The 14,532-nt window shown below is 48.4% G+C and carries 11 protein-coding genes; 3 read left to right on the top strand and 8 right to left on the bottom strand.

Translation table 11 applies throughout. From position 1 onward, the window contains the following. Positions 1–5: 5 nt before the first annotated feature. Positions 6–902, bottom strand: coding sequence for a DUF72 domain-containing protein (locus SHEWMR4_RS15970; RefSeq protein WP_049764549.1), 897 nt, complete (start codon positions 900–902; stop codon positions 6–8). A gap of 335 nt (positions 903–1,237) precedes the next feature. Between SHEWMR4_RS15970 and SHEWMR4_RS15965 the strand changes: the two genes are divergently transcribed. Next, a complete protein-coding gene (locus SHEWMR4_RS15965) occupies positions 1,238–2,680 on the top strand; it encodes a diguanylate cyclase domain-containing protein (RefSeq protein ID WP_011623787.1) in 1,443 nt (480 codons plus the stop codon). Between the two features lie 102 nt (positions 2,681–2,782). Here SHEWMR4_RS15965 and SHEWMR4_RS15960 read toward each other — a convergent pair whose 3' ends face one another. Next, on the bottom strand, positions 2,783–4,675 hold the full coding sequence (locus tag SHEWMR4_RS15960; RefSeq protein WP_011623786.1) for a methyl-accepting chemotaxis protein: 1,893 nt from the start codon (positions 4,673–4,675) through the stop codon (positions 2,783–2,785). A 217-nt stretch (positions 4,676–4,892) separates the two neighbouring features. On the opposite strand from SHEWMR4_RS15960, the gene SHEWMR4_RS15955 reads away from it, so the two are divergent. Then, on the top strand, positions 4,893–6,425 hold the full coding sequence (locus tag SHEWMR4_RS15955; RefSeq protein WP_227499208.1) for an EAL domain-containing protein: 1,533 nt from the start codon (positions 4,893–4,895) through the stop codon (positions 6,423–6,425). A gap of 57 nt (positions 6,426–6,482) precedes the next feature. Here the strand turns inward: SHEWMR4_RS15955 and pepN are convergent, their stop codons facing one another. The 6 genes from pepN to SHEWMR4_RS15925 all read right to left on the bottom strand — a co-directional run bounded on the left by pepN (position 6,483) and on the right by SHEWMR4_RS15925 (position 13,187). Beyond that, on the bottom strand, positions 6,483–9,116 hold the full coding sequence (pepN, locus tag SHEWMR4_RS15950; RefSeq protein WP_011623784.1) for an aminopeptidase N: 2,634 nt from the start codon (positions 9,114–9,116) through the stop codon (positions 6,483–6,485). A 241-nt stretch (positions 9,117–9,357) separates the two neighbouring features. Beyond that, positions 9,358–9,951 carry a penicillin-binding protein activator LpoB gene (gene lpoB, locus SHEWMR4_RS15945; RefSeq protein WP_007645693.1) on the bottom strand — a complete coding sequence of 198 codons (594 nt, stop codon included), beginning with the start codon at positions 9,949–9,951 and terminating at the stop codon, positions 9,358–9,360. 67 nt (positions 9,952–10,018) lie between these two features. Beyond that, positions 10,019–11,419: a COG3014 family protein gene (locus SHEWMR4_RS15940; protein ID WP_011623782.1), complete on the bottom strand. Its 1,401-nt coding sequence runs from the start codon at positions 11,417–11,419 to the stop codon at positions 10,019–10,021. Continuing rightward, a complete protein-coding gene (gene def, locus SHEWMR4_RS15935) occupies positions 11,416–11,961 on the bottom strand; it encodes a peptide deformylase (protein ID WP_011623781.1) in 546 nt (181 codons plus the stop codon). Before def ends, SHEWMR4_RS15940 begins: the two co-directional genes overlap by 4 nt. Before the next feature lie 53 nt (positions 11,962–12,014). After that, the gene (locus SHEWMR4_RS15930; protein ID WP_011623780.1) at positions 12,015–12,227 is read right to left on the bottom strand and encodes a SlyX family protein; all 213 of its coding nucleotides are present in this window, start codon (positions 12,225–12,227) and stop codon (positions 12,015–12,017) included. A gap of 9 nt (positions 12,228–12,236) precedes the next feature. Then, entirely contained in the window at positions 12,237–13,187 is a 951-nt protein-coding gene (locus tag SHEWMR4_RS15925; RefSeq protein ID WP_011623779.1) for a WD40 repeat domain-containing protein, read from the bottom strand. A gap of 154 nt (positions 13,188–13,341) precedes the next feature. Here SHEWMR4_RS15925 and fkpA point away from each other — a divergent pair, with 154 nt between their 5' ends. Then, positions 13,342–14,115 carry an FKBP-type peptidyl-prolyl cis-trans isomerase gene (fkpA, locus tag SHEWMR4_RS15920; protein ID WP_011623778.1) on the top strand — a complete coding sequence of 258 codons (774 nt, stop codon included), beginning with the start codon at positions 13,342–13,344 and terminating at the stop codon, positions 14,113–14,115. Positions 14,116–14,532: the final 417 nt, after the last annotated feature.

Raw genomic sequence — 14,532 nt, 5'->3', positions numbered from 1 at the left:
TCCTTTTACCAGGTCAGTTGCATTTGTGCGGCGGGCTCAGCCAATGGCGGCTCATGCAACTGAATCGTGGGTAAGCTGACCTCATCGGCCAGTTGTTGCTGCAATTGCTGGTATAAACGTACCGCTAATTCGGGCGCGGTTTGGTTATCGGGCGTATGGATAAACAGATAAGGCTCACGGCCTTCTTTTATCCATTGCGCTAATTGCCTTCGCCAGTTGTTAAAAAAGCTATCGTTATCATTCACCTGCAATTTATTGTTACTCGCCGCTAAGGCTTCAATCGTGCCATCCGTTTGACCAATAAAACGCACCACGGGCGTATGGGCGGTCGCTATAGCGTGCACGGGCACCTGTGGTTTTTTCTTATGGGCATCGATAATGGCCTCGTTAGCGGGCGGCAGGGCAAACAGTGGCCGACTGTCCATGATAATGCGATTGGCTTGTCTGTCTATCAGTAGGCGATTTAGCGCTCGCTCTGCGTCTCCCTTGGCAAAAAAGGCTAAATGGCGAACCTCTACGCCATAACTTAAGCCTTGCGGTAAAAGATCAAAAAAACCTGCTAGCACTGGCAGCTGTTCGGGGCCGAATGCGGCGGGGAGCTGAATTTTCCACAAGCCGGTTTTTTCGACCAAGGGTGCCATCATTTGGAAGAAGGCCAATAGCTCCTGCTGACAATGCTGCAACTGCAGTTGATGGGTGATGTTTTGTGGCAGTTTGAAGGTAAAGCGAAAATCATCGGGAGTAGCGCTGTGCCAATTCATTACCGTTTGCGCATTTGGCGTAGCGTAAAAGCTGGTATTGCCTTCCACTGTGTTGAAGATGCTGGCATAGCGGGCAAGTCTGTCGGCCTGTTTAGTACCTGAACCATAAACACTTTCTTGCCAATGGTTATGCGACCACATGGCAAGCCCGAGACGTAAATGCTGCGCTTTATGGGAAGGGGATTTGAACGACGTCAAACATACTCCTAATTAACTTGCTGCCCTATGAATCGATAGCCTGTGTGCGACAACCTTCGTCGCCCTTTGGGCTATTGTGCTTAAATCAGTTTGTGTCCGTCAAATCGGCATCTTTCCTTGGCGGTTTGAGGGCATGATTGTGCAGGTTCTGGCATGGAACTGTCATAGTAATTAACCTACTCTAATAGTATGTTATTGTGTGTTTAGGACTTTAACTGTACTTCCCTGTAGGTTAATGGGCCTCTTGATGTAAATTCGCCGTATAGTTGGAGAGTTGTGTGAAAAACGATGGTTATACTTCCCTTAGCCAATTTGTTGATCTGTTATTAGATGCCATCTGCGTCGTCGATAAAACCGGACACTTCGAGTTTGTTAGTGCGGGCGCCGAGCGTATTTTTGGCTATACCCCAGATGAAATGATTGGTATGCAGATGTTAGATCTCGTGTATCCAGAGGACCGGGAGCGTACCATTGCCGCAGCTAATGACATTATGGCGGACAGCTTTAAGCTAGATTTTGAAAATCGCTATGTTCGTAAAGATGGCACCCTAGTCGATATCCTCTGGTCTGCCCGTTGGTCTGAGGACCGTCAGCAGCGGATTGCCGTGGCCCGGGACATTACGAAGAGCAAGGCTGCCGAGCGGCGTCAGGCTGCCCTGTATGAGATTTCTGAAGCCGTGCATGTAGCAGAAGATCTCCTCGCCCTGTATCGACGCATTCACCAGATCATGGCCAAGCTGTTGCCGACAGATAATTTTGCAATCGCGCTGTATGATGCCGATCTTAATGAGTTAGATTTTCCCTATCGCGTGTTGGCGGGGGAGCAAAATCCGGCGCAATCCGCCAGTTTCGATCATTTTACCGAGCAAGTGATCCAAAGCGCAGAGTCTATGCTGCTTTGTCCCATGACTCGGCCTGTTTCTGCGGTTGAAAGTGAGCTTTGCTATTCGCAAGTCGGTCCGCAAAAAAATCAGCAAGATAATCAGCAAGATAACCCGCAAGCCATAAGTTGGCTTGGTGTGCCGCTAACATTGCAGAAGGGCATTATCGGCGCCTTGATTATGCATAGCACCCCAGATTCTCGGGCTTATACTCAGCAGGATCGCGAACTGGTTGAGTTTGTGTCGACACAAATCGCCTTCGCTATCGAGCGTCGGCAAATGCTGGCGCGATTGGAGCATATTGCACTTTATGATCAACTCACCCATTTGCCCAATCGCGAATTGTTTTATGACAGATTCCAGAAGGCGTTATCGCGCGCGAATCGCGAGTCGAGCTATTTTTCCTTACTCTACTTGGATTTAGACAAGTTTAAATGGGTGAATGATACCTATGGCCATGGTGTGGGTGATCTCTTATTGCAAATTACCGCCCAGCGGATTTTAGGATGCGTTAGAAGCTCGGATACGGTTGCACGCTTTGGTGGTGATGAGTTTGTGGTCCTGCTAGAGCGTGTCGATTCGGCGCAGAATACCTTACTCGTCGCCCAAAAAATCTTAGATGTGCTTAACCAACCCTTCGAGTTGGTGAATCAGCAGATCCATATTTTGCCTAGCATTGGGATTGCTCTGTATCCCGAGCATGGCAGGGATGAAAAACAACTGCTGTCCTGCGCCGATACGGCGATGTATAAGGCGAAGCGCAATGGTGGCAATCGGATTGAAATGGGTTATCAAGGCTTAAAGACCAGCTATTTCGAGCCTCTGATCCAGCCCCATTGATTGGAATCAAAGTGGCCGTTTATAAAAATCCCCGATAAGACTCAGATTATCGGGGATTTTTTATAGCGTGGCGATGCGTTAGGGCGTCAGCCGTTGGCGCATTTATAGCTTAAAGCGACCAACTTCCTGCTGCAGCGAGGCGGCTAAGTGAGCTAATTCTTGTGCCTGTACCATCGAGCTTTGTGCTTCTATGGAGAGGTTTTCAGAAACTTCACGAATCGACTCGGTATTACGGTTAATTTCGCTGGTGACCGAAGTTTGCTCCTCTGCGGCGGTGGCAATTTGGCTCGCCATATCCGAGATCTCATTAATGGCTTTGCTGATCTGTAGCAGGCTCTCACTGGCCGAGTTGGCGTCGGCGACACTGGTTTCAGCCATATCGTGACTTTGGGTCATAGATTTAACCGCCTTAGCCGCAGTTTGTTGTAGGGTCTCGATCATGGCTTGAATTTCTTGAGTCGATGAGTGAGTACGCTGCGACAACACGCGCACTTCGTCGGCCACCACGGCAAAGCCGCGACCTTGTTCACCGGCGCGGGCGGCTTCAATCGCAGCGTTCAACGCCAGTAAGTTGGTTTGTTCGGCAATGCCACTGATGGTGAGCAGGATGCTATTAATCTTTTGTGAGTGTTCATTAAGCTCACTGATAATACGGCCAGCAGTATCCACTTCGTTCGCCAAGTTACGAATAGATTGCTGACTCTGCATCACTTGTTTTTGACCATGGTCAGATAGTCCAACTGCATCTTGCGCCGTTTGTGCTGTGTGCTCGGCGTTGCTGGCAATCTCTTCGGTGGCGCTCGCCATCTCAGTGACTGCGGTCGCCACCATGGTCACTTCGTCCTGCTGCACGGCGATGCGCTGGCTATTATCCGTGGCCGATGCACTGCTGCCCTGGGCTTGATATTCCAGTTGGCCTGCGATCTGGTGCATTCTGGAGATCATGCCATGCAGTCGTTCGACGAAGCGGTTAAAGCCTGAGGCCAAGATACCAATTTCGTCGTGGCTGTTGGCGGTGTGGATCCTAACCGTCAGGTCGCCATCCCCTTCGGCAATATCATTAAGTGCCAAGGCAACGCGTTCTAAGTCTTTAAATTGAATTTTAAAGATGGCCACTAGGACCAAGCCGAAGATGACCAGTAAGCCAGCTCCAACAGCGGACATCCACCAGGCAAGAGTGGTGGCCTGCGACATGATTTCCTCCTTGTTCATCACGAAAATCAGTTCCCAGTCGGTAGATGGCACTGCTGCAACATAGATGAGTTGAGTTTCGCCATCGAGCTCGCGTTCTTCTAAGGTATTGGCATTTGCACGTTGGGATAACCAGCTGGGGGTAAAATTGCTATCAATTTTATTTAGTTGTTGATTATTAAGCTGGTTATTGGGGTGGCTGATGATAAGCCCAGTCTTGTCCACCATGAGGGTATAGCCTTTACCTGGCACTTTAAGGCGCTGCACCGCATCGGTGAGTTGATCTATGGTGAGGTTTGCTGCGGCAACCCCGAACAAACTACCCGATACCATGACGGGCTCGGCAATGGTCACCACTTGTTTTTTTAAGGTGGCGCTCACATAGGGCGCAGTCATTACCATCGCATTAGCGGCTTTGGCATCCATATACCAAGGACGGACTCTGGGATCATAGTTAGCGGTATTGAGCGCGGGATCTTGGCGGTACATGTTTCCCTGCTCATCACCAAAATAAGTCAGCGCAAACCCCATACCATTGTGGGCTTGTAATAAATAGGGCGTGATTTGCACATTGGGATCGGCTTCTATGGTCTTTTTAAGACTGGTGATCGCCATTTTGCGATCTTGCATCCACAGGCCAATACCTTCGGCAAAGGTATTCGCCAGTTGATCAATTTCATGTTGAGTATTTTCTAAGGCATTATTGCGGATGAAATAGCTTGATATGCTTACCAGCACTGCGACAGTAATGAGAACGGCGAAGAGACTACTAAAGAGTAGGCGGGTTTTGAGTGTTGATCTCATAATTATTTCCTTTAAATTCCGTTAGCTGTCTAACGTCAATAAAGTATAGCGGCAGAAAATGTGAAAGCATTAATAGATAAATCATCAATCTTTAAATGTGGTTAAATCGGCAGAATCAATGATTTGCTGCACAGCTTTGAGCTGAGATCAGGCATACTCTGGCATAACAGTAAATGAGTACAAATAAGTACTGATGAATGTAAATGAGCGGAATAGTATGAAATGGAACTTTCCTCGCTGGAGCCTTAATCCCTGGTTACACACTTGCCTTATCTTTATTTTGCCAATCCTATTGGCGAGCGCTATGCAGCCTTGGCTAACCCGTTACAGCATGGAGCATAGATTCAGCGATGATTTAGATAGTATTGAGACTTCGTTTGCCAATGGACTCGATGGATTTGAAGCGACGAACATCGAACAGGCATTTGGCGAATTATCTTTTACCTGCGATATGGATGACATTGCGCTGCTAAATAGTCCGTCCCTAAGCCCGGCGATCGTCCGATTTATTCAGTTAGAACTGGCAAACGGGACGCAATGCTCCAATATGGGGCCTCCGGTCAATTATCAATTCGACCGCTCTCGAAGTTTATATTTCGATTCACATCGAGTGGATATTGCCACTACAGTCGCGGCTAACGATAGGGCCCGTAGCATTGGTTATGTGTTCCATTTGGGCGAACAAAAGTTAGTCGTGCTCACCAATAGCTCTGTCTATAACGAAACCCTGTCAAATCTGTGCCTAGGTTGTTATCAACTATTGGTTGGTTATCAAGGCCTTTCTTCCCTAGAGCGGGGCGTCGAGCGGCTAGAAACAGAGAACGTATTAATTGAGGACTCTCGTTATATCAACGTATTAGATGTGACCTTGACCTTAAGGGCGGGGGATACGCTTTACTGGCGAGAAGCCTCACACGTAGCCGTTGTGCTATTTGTCGTTGCCCTGATAGTGTCTTTCCTTGCGGTGATTTTTTATTGGAATTGGCAATCGGCGCGGGTGTCGCTGGGGATGCTTATCCAAAAAGGCATCAGCCGAAAAGAGTTTATTCCTTATTATCAACCGATTATCGATTGCCGCAGCGGAGAGGTCGTCGGCCAAGAGATGTTAGTCCGCTGGCGCCGATTCGATGGCGTGCTCGTTCAACCTAATCAGTTTATTCCCTACGCCGAAGATTCGGGGTTAATTCTGCCGATCACCGATCTTATCCTCGAGCAGGTATATCAGGACTTGCCTCAGCTTAAAGGTTGGGTCAGCGCCAATATTGTCGCCCAGCATCTCGAGTCGGGGTTATTGAGCAAATGGTTCTCCAGCCATAGCGATCCTAGGGTGAAACGCATTGCTTTTGAACTCACAGAGCGTAAACCTATCACTCAATTTGAGTTAGCCCTCGCCGAGATGAAGGCGGTATTGCCCCTGTGTCATGACTTTAAACTCGATGATTTTGGCACTGGCTTTGGTGGTTTTAGTTATTTGCAGCGTCTCGGAATTAACAGCATAAAAATCGATAAGATGTTTACCGATACTATAGGTACCGAGGACTTAAAGGGCGCGGTACTCGATGCCATTATCGCCTTTGGCCGTGAGTCGCAGATGGATATGGTAGCCGAAGGCGTTGAAACTCTAGCGCAGGTGGAGTACTTAGCCGCGAAAGGGGTTTATCAACATCAAGGATATTTTTATGCTAAGCCATTGGCATTAGAAGATTTGCTTCAATTCTATCAAGGCTTACCCTCGGACAAGCAAGGGTAAAGGCATAAAAAAAGAGGCTCGAATGAGCCTCTTTTTAGTGGATGATGACCCGATTTATCAATGGGTCATTTTATTTTTGATCAGCACGCAACGTTGCTCGGTTTGGCGGGTTTCTAACAGCGTGCGGCGCGTTAGGTTAGATAATCCAGTTTGGGTATCTAATACCTTATCCAAGGCGGCAATACTGGTGTAATTACAGTCGGTTGGGATAAGGTTGCGGCTGTAGCTACGCATAAACACTGGGCCTTTCTTATCCATGTCCGCCAAGTTAGCGAGGCGCTCTTCCGCGGTGGCGGCGCTTAGCAGTTTCTGTTCAGCAGGATAGAGATTTTCCATAATAATCCGCTGTTTGGCAAACGGCAGGGCGTCGGCGTGCACTTTGCTCAACCAGCGGCGTTTGGCAGCGGCCTCAGGACGGATAACCTGTGCGGCCAATGCGGCCTTTTCACCCGAATCCGAGTTATCGCGGGCGGCTTCCTGGGTAATACGTTGTTGCGCATTCGGGAAGTCATAGCGATTCAGCTGAGTGATGATGGCCCAGCGGAGATCTTGGTCTAGGGTTAAGCCTTTGATTTTGGTTGTGCCATCCAGTAATTGCGCTAAGTGGCGCAGACTGTCGCGATCGCCCGCTAACTGAATATAGGCATTGAACCAGCGGCGCTGGAAGTCATTATCGCCTCGGCTCTCCATGGTTTTGCGAAGGCTCATTTGCGCTAAGCCTTTGACCGCATTTTCAGCATAGTTTTGCTGAATCGGCGCGATTTGCGCGAGGTATTCTTTGCTGCGCAGCAGAGTCGAAATAATCTGGCCGACCACAGTGTAGTCATTTTCCGCTGGGGCGTTGACGAACACCGTGCTTAAGTATTGATCTAGGCTCAGGTTGCCTTCAAGCACGCTGTCCCACAGGCTTTGCCACAGCATAGAGCGCAGCAGAGGATCTGTAACACGGCTTAACTGTTGCTTGGCGGTGTCGAAGGATTTGTCATCGAGTTGCACCTTTACAAAGCCCCAGTCATCGTAGTTGGGGTAAACCAAATCTGGACAACGTTCTCCGACTAATTGCTTCACTTCGGTACGCTCACCCTTGTAGGTGACGGCGACCGTAGTCTCATGTCTTAAATCGAAACGTCCCTTAGTGAACAGGGCGATTTGGACTTTTTGCTCCCTGAGTGTAGGCAACTCACTGCTCGCAGGATACTGCAACAGGCTAAAATCGCTGATGCGGTTACCGTCACAGCGGTATTCGGCCTTAATGGTGTTAACCCCTGCGCTGTAGAGCCAATCTTTCGTCCAGGCGCTTAAGTCACGGCCCGCCGATTTAGCTAGGCTATTGATAAAGTCATCTAGCTCGGCATTTTGATAGCTGTATTGCTTTAAGTAGTTACTCACGCCGCGCTGGAATACCAGATCGCCGAGTAAATGACGTAACTGCTTGAGGGTCGAGGCGCCTTTTTGATAGGTAATCGCATCGATATTATCGAAGGCGTTTTGCGTGGTCGCCACGGGCACTTCGATGGGATGCGTGGTCACTAGGCTGTCTTGCTCATAGGCGCGTTGTTTGCCTTGAGCGTAAAAACTGCGCCAGGCATTGGTGAACTCGGTGGCCTCTTGGGTCGCGAGCGTGCCCATAAAGGAGGCAAAACTTTCGTTTAGCCACAAACCATTCCACCACTTCATGGTGACCAGATCGCCAAACCACTGGTGCGCCATTTCGTGCATGATAACGCCGGCTAAGCTTTGTTTTTGCTCTGCGGTCATTGCCGCTTTGTGGAGGAAATGATCTTCGGCAAAGGTCACTGCTCCGGCGTTTTCCATTGCGCCGTAGAGAAAATCAGGCACTAAAAGTTGGTCGTACTTCTTAAAGGGATAAGGAATACCGAAATAGGCATCAAAGAAGGTTAAACCTTGTTTGGTATAGGTAAACCAATCCTCAGGCGTGACTTGGTTAGCCACAGATTGGCGCGCAAACAGGCGCATCGGATAGCGGCCAGAGTTGTCCTGCCACATATGGTACGGACCAGCATGCATCGAGAAGTTATAAGGGCTTAACTTAGGCGTTTCAGGAAACTCCCAACGATTCATGGCCCCAGCAGGTGTGACTGAGGACTCGCGCATGGTGCTGATCACTTGCCAGTCCTTCGGCGCAGTTACGCTGATTTTATAGTTGGCTTTCAAGTCGGGTTGGTCGAACACCGCAAACATTTGCTGCGCCGCAGCAGGTTCGAAGTGTGAATACAGGTAGACCTTGCCATCGACGGGATCTTGGAAACGGTGCAAGCCTTCACCGTTGGTGCTGTGGGGGCGAGTAAATTGCACTTCAATGGTGTTGTCACCCGAGGACAGCAAACGAGTATTCAGGCTGATATAGGCGCCGTTGTAGTTGGGGTAAACCGCGGTGCCGTTGATCAAAAAGCGCTTAATTTGTGCCTTGTTCAAATCGAGACTCAATTGCTTGGGCACTTCGCTGAGATTGAAGTTGACCTTAGTCGTTGCGCTAAACTCAGTGTCGCCAGTCAGTTGAAAATCCAGCTCATAAAGCACATTCGAAATCACCTGTGAACGTAAGCTCGCCTGATATTGGCTGATATAGGGGCTGGCATCCCTTGGGCCCGTATTTAATGGGCTTTGGACGGCGCACGACATGAGTGCCGAGCAGGTGAGGGCGACTAGGCTGGCTTTGAACAAATTCACGACTTCAATCCTTCAACGATTTACTTTATTTGTGGCTTAGATGCGCGCAGGCTGGCAAGTTTAGGCTCTCTGGCCGAGTAAACTAAGCCCCCTTCGAAAGCGGCACTCTTGCTGGGTATTTTGGGCGAGTACACTACCTTATTTAGCAGGGATAACCAATGTTAAAAATGTAAAAAAAAAGCCAGCAAAAATGCTGGCTTTTTTTGAGTATTTCGGCTTTAGCCCATGGGGCTTAGCGGGATTACATGCCTAAGAAAGACTTAGACTTAGTCTTACGGATTTCTTTTTCGTCAGACCACTCGATCAGGCCTGTTTCTAAGTCCATCAGACGCATAGTCATCTTGTAGTAAACGTCTTTGGTGCTGCCATCTTGCTTAACGATGCTAGACAGGTTGCCATACAGCATGTATTGGGCGCCGATTTGACGGCCAAACTTGATGGCGGTTGATGGATCAACCATACCGGTATTGTTTTGGTAATCCAGTTGCTTACGAACTGAATCTACTTTTGTCATGTCGATAAAACGGAACTTGCCTGAGCGCAGTAACTTGTTGCTGATAGAGTCGGTCACAGACTCTGTATCGATATGCTCAGAGGTTTTGTTTTTGATGCTATCGACAAACAAAATTGGGCGGTTGTTCGCTGTCATAGCAACGATTGGCGGGAAAGTCATCATGCTATCGACCATCTTAGCGGCGATGGCTTGCAGATCCGTTGAGCCAAAGTTTTCGTTAACGGTTTCCACTTCTGTGGCATCGCCATACTCGACTTTCGATTGACATGCAGCCAGACCCATTACGGCAGCCAGCACAAAAATCAGTTTAAATTGTTTCATAGTCAGTTCCATTTTGTGATTGTAAAAACTTAATGACACTCGTTTTATTCAAACATTCACCGCTAGGTTAAATGATTATTGAATAAATTCGGGTGTAATTACCAGTATCAATTGCCCAGACCAAGGTGGTCTTGCCTGCGGCAACTTCAATTTTGGCTGGTGGTGCCTTGTCTAACTGCAGCGTGTATTCCCCGGGATTAAGGTAACGTCTACCAATTTGCGCCTGTTTTGGCAGGGTCAACCAACTGCGGCGATCCGCCTGTTCGCTGACCACGTTAAAAATCTGCATGGCGATACTGCCAATATCGGCGGCATTGTTGCCGGGCTTACCGCTTTTTTCGACCTGATACGCCATTTCCGATTTGGCATACACCCGCGCGACTTGGCGAACCAAGGTGCCGGGTAAATCTTCCTTGAGCGCGTTAATGGCTAAGGCATCGATATTGGCGATGGGCTCGGTTTTCAGCACTGCACCTAAGCCTTGTACTTGGGTCTCGGCGACAACACTATTGTTCGGCCCATAGGTGGCCAGAGACACGGTTTGCCAGTTGCCATGGATAGTGAAGGGCACTGTGAGCGCTTGTTTTTCAGGTACGAAGCCCTTTTCGATCATTAGGATGACTTGGCCTTCACCCGCCTTGGGAAGCTTGGCATCGCCCCAGCGCTTTTTAAATTCATCGTATTGTGGCATGCCGAGTTGCTTGGCAAGGCGCACTAAATCCTGTTGCAGATAAGTGTTATCTGGGCTGATTTGCGCCGCTTTACGATAGTCGATAAAGGCATCGTTTGGCTCGCCCAAAACCTCGTGGAGCAATCCCGTCGTGTAGTAGCTATAGGCATTGAGGAAGGAGCTGGTTACCGTACCTGCGGCTTGGCCGAGCTTATTCATTTCGGCATCTATGGTGCCATTGGCCATGGCCTGCACGGATTTTTGCGACTTCTGATAACGCTCCTGCTCAGAACCTTGCAGCTCGTTACTGCGGCGAACTTCCACCAATGCGCCTTGATAGTCACCGCTGAACAGGTAATTCAAGGCTTGATATTGGTGCAGCATAATGCGCTCGTAGCCTGGGCCACGGTAGGGGATGGCATTATCGTTTAATACCAAGCTTGTAGCGGTTGCGCCTATGTCGCTGGCGCTAATCTTGGCTTTATCATCGAAGGCAGTATAGGCCTCGACCGCTTGCTGGTAGTACTTACGGCTGCTGGCAAAGTTCCCTGCAACCTGCGCCACGCGTCCCGCTTCTTGGGCGTAGAGTAGGCCATCGTTACCTTGGATATTGCTGGCTAATTTCTCGATATCCGCCATGGGCGTTGCGGTATTGAGTTCTTGTTTTATCGGTGCAATTTGCGCCGGATAATTGATAAAAATACTGTTATAGGCACAGCCGCTCGAGCCTAAGATCGCGGCGAGCATCAGCGTGCTGAGTGTGGGTTTGATTAAAGAGTGAATGAAGGTGCTATTCATGCCTGTGGTTTACCTTCTAGCGCCATGTGTTTTTGTTCTGGCATTTGTGAACGCTCAAGCAAAGTGATCCCCTGAAGATGATCAAACTCATGTTGAAAAATACGTGCAATAAAACCTGTTAACTCAGAGCGTTGCCACTGTCCTGCGAGGTTTTGATAGCGCACTACTATCTGCTGGTGGCGCCAAATTGTAAACCTTTGCCCAGGAACCGATAAACAACCTTCTTCGCCGCTGACTAAATCCGCAGAGGCAGACAAGATCTCTGGGTTGACCACCACGACAGGGTCCATCAGCGGCGCATCGGGGTAACGCTCGTTCGGCCGTGATGCCATGATAAACAGTGCCAGCGGGCTGTGCACTTGCGGCGCGGCAATACCAACGCCTTTCGCGGCCACCATGCTCACAGCCATCTGCTCTGCTAATTGACTCAAGGCCGTATCGAAGTCGCGAACTTCAACGGCTTGCTCTTTTAAAATGGCTTCACCCACCACGGCTATCGGCAGTGGCTGACTGGGTGTGGGTGATATCGCATCTTTAAACATCGCATTCCTTGGATATTTATGGGCCATGGTGTCGTTAACGTGTTCAGTTATCCCTAGTAATGGGGAGGGGGTGTTTCTTCGGCTTGGGTCGCAATATTGCTCGGCTCCATCGCTTGTAACTTACCAATCAGTAACTGGATTTGATGTTGTTGGTGGGCGATGAGTTGATTTAGCTTAATCACCTCTTGGTTTAACTCTTCTACAGTGAGCTCTTGAAAAGCCAATTTAGTTTGCAACTCTTCAATCTGTTCTTGTACGCCTTGCATGACTAACCTCTACTCCTGCCAAGTCTCTACTAGGCCTTGGCTACTGATACTAACCACTTTATTGGTATCGCGAATTGCCACAGAGTATACAACGGCTCCTCGGTTTTGGGTGTTTTTAGTCAGCGCAATTTGCCACTTAGCAATTGGTTTACCCGTTTGACGTTGCCAGAGTATGACTTCGCGCGCGGGCGTGCCCGTGAGCAGCTGGCTGTCTTGCTTGGTAAAGCGCACCGCAGAAAAGGTCATTTGCCGACGGTATATCTCTAGTTGATTTAACACTTTACCGCTATTGTTGTCCCTCACTTTCGCCTCATTGGTACTGCCATTGGTAAAGCTTAATGTGCCGCTGTCGTTGAGCGCGACCTTAGTCACTCGACTACCGATATCCCAAGTGTGGATAGGCTGCCCAGTTTGCGCCTGCCACAGGATAGCCTGCATGTCGTTGGAGCCTGAGAGGGCAATGCGACCATCGGCGGAAAGTGCGACCGTATTGACTCGCTCTTTATGTCCTAAAAATTTAATCAGTGCGGTTTTGGCTGCATTGAGAGACATCACGCTGCCATCGTTTAAGCCAATGAGCAGGGCGCCATTATTGGCCACGGCGACACTCTCACCCGAGGCGGGGAGTGACCACCATCCACTGGATTTGCCGTCGGCTATTGTCCATAGGGCAACTGAATCGCGGCTTAACGATGCGGCGAACTGGCCATTAGGGGAAATGGCGGTTGCGGTGACGCCAGTATTCAGGTCGCCATGCACCCATTGGTACTTGAGGCTGTGGGTGGTTAAGTCCCAACATTGCACCCCTTGGCTTTGGGTGGCGACAATGGCGATATTGCCGTCGCTAGAGAGGCTCGCGCTGTATGATGGTTCCTGTGAAAGTACACGAATATCATCGGCTTTTGGCTGACATGCCACTAAAAAAATTGTGCAAAATACCAGCAGTAGGGTTTTCTTCATGAACTTGCTCCTAAAGTTGGTGTCTCTACTCGGGTAGAGTGAGATTAATCACAGTTAACACATAACAGAATCTAGTTGGTATAACCCAGATAACTAGTATACAGTTGTCGCGCTTAGGTTATTGTAACCGCTTGAGGATGCTGAGGAAGCTTTAATGAAATCGATTTATAAATTATCGTTAGTTGCATTGGCTGTTATTGGCCTATCTGCTTGTAATCAAGAAGAAAAAGCAACAAATGCAAGCACAAATGTTGAATTAACGACTGAAGCACAAAAAGAAGCCTACAGTGTTGGCGCTTCAATCGGTCGTTATATGTCTGGCCATATCAAAGAGCAAGAAGAATTAGGCCTGCCAGTTGACCGTACGCTGATCGTGACTGGTTTTACTAACGGTCTGAATGATCAACTGAAATTAACCGAAGAAGAAATGCAAACCATTCTTCAAGGTTTAGATAAAAAGTTAAACGACAAACGTCAAGAACAAGCGACAGCCATTGCTGCTAAAAACATCGAGGAAGGTAAAAAGTTCCTCGAGGAAAACAAAGCTAAGCCAGGCGTTGTGACCACTGAATCGGGCCTGCAATACGAAGTATTAACGCCAGGTTCTGGTGAAAAGCCAGCGGCTGAAGATACAGTGGAAGTGGATTACGTAGGTACTCTGCTTGACGGTACTGAGTTTGATAGCTCATACAAGCGTGGTCAAACCGCTAAGTTCCCATTGAACCGCGTTATTCCAGGTTGGACCGAAGGCGTACAGTTAATGCCTGTTGGCGCTAAGTACAAGTTTGTGATCCCTTCAAACTTAGCTTACGGTGAGCGCGATACTGGTACTATCCCACCAAACTCAACCCTGATTTTTGAAGTTGAACTGAAATCAATTGAGAAAGCGCAAGCGGCACCAGCTGCAGCTGAGCCTGCTAAAAAGTAATTTTTAGTGATGGCGGCTTAACCAGCGCTAAGTTATTGCATTTATAGAATACCGCCCGCTTAGGGCGGTATTTTTTTTGCGGTATATGTGACGGTAAATCGTGGTGGGCGATAAAGATAAGGCGAAGCTACAATCACTTAGTTGTTTTACATCAGCCTCCAGCTCCCCAAATGTCGGGGTTTTTAAATTGAGACTGTGTTTTAAGCGTAGAGGATGCGCATTGTTCTTACTGCAAAAAATATTTCAAAATAATGATCAAATAATTAAGTTATAAATAAATCGACATTATTTAAATTACCCAAAAGCAATATTTTATTCAGAATGTCATACCTAAAAATATCATCAAAATATCATATTTATTTTTTGATTGTTATTTGCTCGTCTTTAATGTGATATGTCGTTGTGATGTCTTTATCT

Origin of the sequence: Shewanella sp. MR-4, from assembly GCF_000014685.1 — a bacterium.
GTDB lineage: Bacteria > Pseudomonadota > Gammaproteobacteria > Enterobacterales > Shewanellaceae > Shewanella.
The sequence above is the reverse complement of the archived record's forward strand: the minus strand, read 5'-3'. Positions and strand labels throughout refer to the sequence as shown.

Excerpts from the sequence above, each read along its gene's own strand:
- SHEWMR4_RS15970 (WP_049764549.1), bottom strand. The coding sequence starts at position 902 with ATGTGGTCGCATAACCATTGGCAAGAAAGTGTTTATGGTTCAGGTACT.
- SHEWMR4_RS15960 (WP_011623786.1), bottom strand. The coding sequence starts at position 4,675 with ATGAGATCAACACTCAAAACCCGCCTACTCTTTAGTAGTCTCTTCGCC.
- SHEWMR4_RS15955 (WP_227499208.1), top strand. The coding sequence starts at position 4,893 with ATGAAATGGAACTTTCCTCGCTGGAGCCTTAATCCCTGGTTACACACT.
- lpoB (WP_007645693.1), bottom strand. The coding sequence starts at position 9,951 with ATGAAACAATTTAAACTGATTTTTGTGCTGGCTGCCGTAATGGGTCTG.
- SHEWMR4_RS15940 (WP_011623782.1), bottom strand. The coding sequence starts at position 11,419 with ATGAATAGCACCTTCATTCACTCTTTAATCAAACCCACACTCAGCACG.
- def (WP_011623781.1), bottom strand. The coding sequence starts at position 11,961 with ATGTTTAAAGATGCGATATCACCCACACCCAGTCAGCCACTGCCGATA.
- SHEWMR4_RS15930 (WP_011623780.1), bottom strand. The coding sequence starts at position 12,227 with ATGCAAGGCGTACAAGAACAGATTGAAGAGTTGCAAACTAAATTGGCT.
- SHEWMR4_RS15925 (WP_011623779.1), bottom strand. The coding sequence starts at position 13,187 with ATGAAGAAAACCCTACTGCTGGTATTTTGCACAATTTTTTTAGTGGCA.
- fkpA (WP_011623778.1), top strand. The coding sequence starts at position 13,342 with ATGAAATCGATTTATAAATTATCGTTAGTTGCATTGGCTGTTATTGGC.